Here is a 4,087-nt window from a genome sequence, read left to right as displayed (position 1 = left end):
GTTCACTGTGCCATGAGCGACGATCACCGCGGGACCGGTGAGCCGGGCGCCCTCGGGTGCCAGGTCGACCAGCAGGGTGCCGCCGGGCGGGTCGCCCCGCCAACTGCCGGCGCTCTCCCCTGCCGCGGTCGCCGCGGCGACGGCGGCGGCCACCGTGCCGGTGCCGCAGGAGAAGGTCTCGCCCACACCGCGTTCCCAGACCCGCATCCGGATGTGGTGGTCGCCGACGCTCTCGACGAACTCGACGTTGGCGCGGTTCGGGAACACCTCGTACGGGTAGCCGGGCTCGCGGCTCAGGTCGAGGGCGTCCAGGCCGCCGGCGGGCAGCAGGACGGCGGCGTGCGGGTTGCCGACGTCGATCGCCCGGCCCTGGAAGGTGCGCTCACCCACGGTCACCGGCACCTGGTTCGGGGCGACCACCGGAACACCCATCCCGATCCGGATCTGGTCGCCGTCCAGAAACTCACCGTGCCGGACGCCGGCGCGGGTGACGATGTCGATCGGACGATCGTCGATCAGCCCCTCGGTGCGCAGGTAGCGCAGAAACACCCGCAGCCCGTTGCCGCACATCTCGGCGATCGAGGCGTCGGCGTTGCGGTAGTCCATGAACCAGGCGTCGCCGTGCTGCTGATAGCCGGGGACGTGCCTGGCCCGGACGGCGCGCAGCGTGCCGTCGCCGCCGACGCCGGCCCGCCGGTCGCAGAGGAACCGGATCTGCTCGTCGGCCAGGTCCAGGACGCCGTCGGGGTCGCTGAAGCACACGAAGTCGTTGAGCGTTCCGTGTCCCTTGGCGAAGGCGAGCATTCCGGAATTCCACCGCAGCCGCGCTCCGGGGTCAAACGCAGCGGTTCGCGCCCGACCCACCGTCATTCCGGCGAACGCCGGTCTCCCGGCCGGCGCACGAGATTCCGGGCAAGCCCCAAGCCCGGGACGACGAACTCACACCCCGTCCATCCCTGGGAACGCCGGAGTCTCCCCGCCGGCGTCGGCTTCACAGCCCGGCGACGATCGCCTCGGCAATACCGGTTCCGTCTGCCGGCAGCCACTCGATCCGGGGGTCGCGCCGGAACCAGCCGAGTTGTTTGCGGGCGAATCGCCGGGTGCCGGCGACGGTCTGTTGCTTGGCCTCGCCCTCGGTGATCTCACCGTCCAGGTAGGCGAGCACCTGCCGGTAGCCCAGCGCTCGGGACGCCGTCCGGCCCTCGCGCAGCCCGCGCTCGATCAGGGTGCGCACCTCGGTGACCAGGCCGTCGGCCCACATCCGCTCCACTCGGCTCTCGATCCGCTGGTCCATCACCTCCCGGGGCAGCTCCAGCCCCCACTGCCGGACGTCGTCCAGGGCGTAGCGCCATTCCGGCAGCGTCGCCCGCCAGGAGCCGGTCAGCTCGATCACCTCCAGCGCACGGACGATGCGGCGTCCGTTGCCGGGCAGGATGTCGCCGGCGGCCTCCGCCGACAACTCAGCCAGCCGGCGGTGCAGCGCTTCCGGCCCGACCCGGGCCAGTTCGTCCTCCAGCCGGGCGCGCAGCGCCGGATCGGTGCCGGGGAACTCGAAGTCGTCGAGGATGGCGTGCACGTACAGCGCCGAACCGCCGGCCAGGATCGGCAGCACACCCCGGGCGCGGCAGTCGGCGACGGCGTCCCGGGCCAACTGCTGGAAGGTCGCCACGCTGGCGGTCTGGTCGACGTCCATGATGTCGATCAGGTGGTGGACGACGCCGCCGCGCTCGGCGAGGGTCGGTTTGGCGGTGCCGATGTCCATCCCGCGGTAGACCAGCATGGAGTCGGCGTTGACGATCTCGGCCGGGCGTCCCTGCCTGAGCAGCAGCTGCGCGGCCCGGACGGCCAGGGCGGTCTTGCCGCTCGCCGTCGGCCCGTTCAACACGATCAGCGGCGGGGTGAACACCCGATCATTGTGCCGCAGGCTGAACGACCCCCTTGGCCTGGGGCGCGGAGCGGAGTAAGAATGGTTGCGGAGCCGGGCTCGAACCGGGCGTGCGAGAGAGAGGAGGCCGAATGGACTTCGTCGATAAGATCAAGGGAGCCGTAGCCGGCCACGAAGATCAGATCGAAGGCGCCATCGATCAGGTGGGTGACTTCGTCGACTCGAAGACGGACGGCAAATACGCGGCCCAGGTCGATCAGGCTCAGGGTTTCCTGAAGGACCAGGTGCGGAGCGCCTCCGGCACTCCCGAACAACCGCAGAGCTGATCGGCGGATCTTTCGAACGAACATTGTCTACAGGTGGGGTCGGGCATCAGCCCGGCCCCACCGCCGCATTTCCGGCAATTCCCGAATCGGCATTCCGGTTGTTCGACGCCGCTCCTCGGTGGCCGGTGCCCACCCGACGACCGAGCGGGGGCGGCGACACTCGGTCGCCATGCCTGCCGGACATGGACGGCATGCGATGAAAGTCATTGACGGCATAGCTGGGCGCCGCCAGCCTTGACGGTGACACCCTGACGTGACCGAGACGTCCGGCATCACCAGCCGCATTCACCCGACGACGAGAGGATCCGGTGACCAAGGTGAAGGTTCTGCACAACATCATCGCCGGCGAGGCCCGTCCGGCGGTCTCCGAACAGACCCTGGACATCGTGAACCCGGCCAGCGGACAGGTCTACGCCACCGCGCCGCTGTCCGGACCCGAGGACGTCGACGCCGCCTTCACCGCCGCGGCCGGCGCCTTCGAGACCTGGCGCTGGAGCACCCCGAGCGAGCGGCAGGCCGCACTGCTGGCCTTCGCCGACGCCATCGAGGCCGGCGCGGACGAACTGGTCGACATCGAGTGCGAGAACACCGGCAAGCCGAAGAACCTGACCACGTCGGAGGAGATCGGCCCGATGGTCGATCAGGTGCGGTTCTTCGCCGGCGCCGCCCGGGTGCTGGACGGACGCGCCCAGGGCGAGTACATGCGCGGCTTCACCTCGTCGGTGCGGCGCGAGCCGATCGGGCCGGTGGGCCAGGTGGCGCCCTGGAACTACCCGATGATGATGGCGATCTGGAAGCTGGCCCCGGCTCTCGCCGCCGGCAACACGGTGGTGCTCAAGCCGTCCGACACCACGCCGGCGTCCTCGGTGTGGCTGGCCGAGAAGCTGGCCGACATCCTGCCGCCGGGCGTGGTCAACGTCGTCTGCGGCGACCGCGACACCGGTGCGGCACTGACCGCGCACCCGATTCCGCGGATGGTGTCGATCACCGGATCCACCCGGGCCGGCATGGCGGTGGCGACGGCGGCGGCGTCCGATCTGAAGGTGACCCACCTGGAGCTGGGCGGCAAGGCACCCGTGGTGGTGTTCGACGACGTCGACCTGGAGGCCGCGATCGAGGGCATCTCGGTGGCCGGGCTGTTCAACGCCGGACAGGACTGCACCGCCGCGACCCGGGTGCTGTGCCAGGCCGGCGTCTACGACGAGTTCGTCGCCGAGCTGGCCAAGGCGGCCGCCGCGACCCGCACCGGCTACGACCCGGCCGACGAGGACATCCTGTACGGCGCCATCAACAACCCCCGCCAGTTGAGCCACATCTCCGGACTGGTCGAGCGCACGCCGTCCCACGCCCGGGTGGTCGCCGGCGGACGCCAGGTCGCCCGGGACGGATACTTCTACGAGCCGACCGTGATCGCCGACCTGCGCCAGGACGACGAACTGGTCCGCACCGAGGTGTTCGGCCCGGTGCTCACCGTGCAGAAGTTCGGCTCCGAGGACGAGGCGGTGGCGCTGGCCAACGACACCGTCTACGGGCTGGCGTCGTCGGTGTGGACGTCCAACGCCGGCACCGCGGCGCGGCTGTCGATGCGGCTCGACTTCGGCTGCGTGTGGATCAACACCCACATTCCGCTGGTCGCCGAGATGCCGCACGGCGGATTCAAGCACTCCGGGCACGGCAAGGATTTGTCGATGTACAGCCTGGAGGACTACACGCGGATCAAGCATGTGATGCAGTACCACGGCTTCGAGGGCTGAGGCTTCACCTCCCCGGACCATTCCACCGCCGCTCCCCGACAGCCCCAAGGCCCTGCCTAACTAGTTCTGCCCTCCCGCATGCGGGAGGGCAGAACTAGTTAGGCAGGGCCTTCTCGGTCGGC

4 protein-coding genes are annotated in these 4,087 nt (G+C 70.1%); 2 read left to right on the top strand and 2 right to left on the bottom strand.

The annotated features are described in order from the left end of the window. A partial coding sequence (dapF, locus tag QM582_RS00115; protein ID WP_415080649.1) for a diaminopimelate epimerase occupies positions 1 to 804 on the bottom strand: 804 nt, incomplete at its 3' end. A 187-nt stretch (positions 805 to 991) separates the two neighbouring features. After that, positions 992 to 1,924 carry a tRNA (adenosine(37)-N6)-dimethylallyltransferase MiaA gene (miaA, locus tag QM582_RS00110; protein WP_415080651.1) on the bottom strand — a complete coding sequence of 311 codons (933 nt, stop codon included), beginning with the start codon at positions 1,922 to 1,924 and terminating at the stop codon, positions 992 to 994. Positions 1,925 to 2,016: 92 nt separating this feature from the next. On the opposite strand from miaA, the gene QM582_RS00105 reads away from it, so the two are divergent. Both QM582_RS00105 and QM582_RS00100 read left to right on the top strand, forming a co-directional pair. After that, positions 2,017 to 2,211, top strand: coding sequence for an antitoxin (locus tag QM582_RS00105; RefSeq protein ID WP_415080647.1), 195 nt, complete (start codon positions 2,017 to 2,019; stop codon positions 2,209 to 2,211). 308 nt (positions 2,212 to 2,519) lie between these two features. Next, positions 2,520 to 3,965, top strand: a complete 1,446-nt coding sequence (locus tag QM582_RS00100; protein ID WP_415080646.1) for a gamma-aminobutyraldehyde dehydrogenase — start codon at positions 2,520 to 2,522, stop codon at positions 3,963 to 3,965. The last annotated feature ends 122 nt before the right edge of the window (positions 3,966 to 4,087 follow it).

The organism is Micropruina sp. (assembly GCF_047607385.1).
In the GTDB taxonomy this organism is placed as follows: Bacteria; Actinomycetota; Actinomycetes; order Propionibacteriales; family Propionibacteriaceae; genus Micropruina.
Note: the sequence above shows the minus strand (reverse complement) of the source record. Positions and strands in the feature narration are given on the sequence as shown.

Excerpts from the sequence above, each read along its gene's own strand:
- QM582_RS00105 (WP_415080647.1), top strand. The coding sequence starts at position 2,017 with ATGGACTTCGTCGATAAGATCAAGGGAGCCGTAGCCGGCCACGAAGAT.